This is a genomic window from Oleiphilus sp. HI0117 (genome assembly GCF_001635235.1).
Genome location: NZ_LWGA01001521.1, coordinates 1 through 895, shown reverse-complemented (window position 1 = coordinate 895; position 895 = coordinate 1). Strand labels below are relative to the sequence as shown.

The following is an 895-nucleotide window of genomic DNA, read 5'->3' as shown; positions in this document are numbered from 1 at the left end:
TGCATTGAGCCTGAGTAGTCCAGTACAAAGATCCAATCTCGCCCCAAGTTGATTTTACTTAAGTCATCCCCCGGGGTGATGGTCATCATAAAGGTTCCTTTGTCTTTTCCGGGTTCTTTGTGTGTGACCATATCAATCGAGCCTGGCAGGCCTTGTTGATGTCTCCAGTAGACCACGATATCTTGATCGAGTTTAGTGATTGATTGCTTTGCTGTGATTGGGTTTGAGTCTTCTTCGTTTTGTGCGGCCTGCCCATTCATCATGGATATATGCCATGCCTGATTCGTGTTTGAGGTGACAATTGCCTGCGGATGTTTCGGAAGACGGACATCGTCAATAGGGTAAGAGGATCTTATATTCATCTTGAAGCTGAATGCTTCGGTTACCACTTCGTTGTAGCTCCAAAAGGCCAACTTTTCTTCATCGACGCCACCATCTTCAAGTGGGTAGACATAACTGCCAATGCCATGGTCTGAATGGACAGCTTGAATGTAGACTAATCGGATTTTGACATCTTGCTTTGGCAAAACCGGGTAAACGGCACTATCAAAAGATTTATACTCATCCTGTTCTGTTAAGGCGGTTTCTCTGCCTTGTGCTTTTTCTTGCTCATAAATCTCGCGAGCTTGTTTTTTCTCAAGCACCTCGCCAGTCACAGCTTTACCGTCTATCCAATAGGTGAACTCTCCTACCGCTGCTTTTTCTGGAATGGGGAAGGAGTAGATTGCTTCTAGCGTGGTGTCATTCGGGTTGAAAAATAATTGTGTTACTGAAGTAATGGCATAGCCATCCTCGATAGTGACATCTACATGGTGTTGTTTTATTTCCAACGCTGGTAGCTGACCGTTTGCGGGTGACATGAGTCCAGCGGCCTGCGACATCATGCTAAATGCGA

Annotated in this window: 1 protein-coding gene; it reads right to left on the bottom strand. The window is 45.5% G+C overall.

Features of this window, described 5'->3' with window-relative positions:
- On the bottom strand, positions 1 to 860 hold an 860-nt coding region (locus A3757_RS24945), incomplete at its 3' end, for a VIT domain-containing protein (RefSeq protein WP_369819616.1).
- Positions 861 to 895 lie beyond the last annotated feature (35 nt).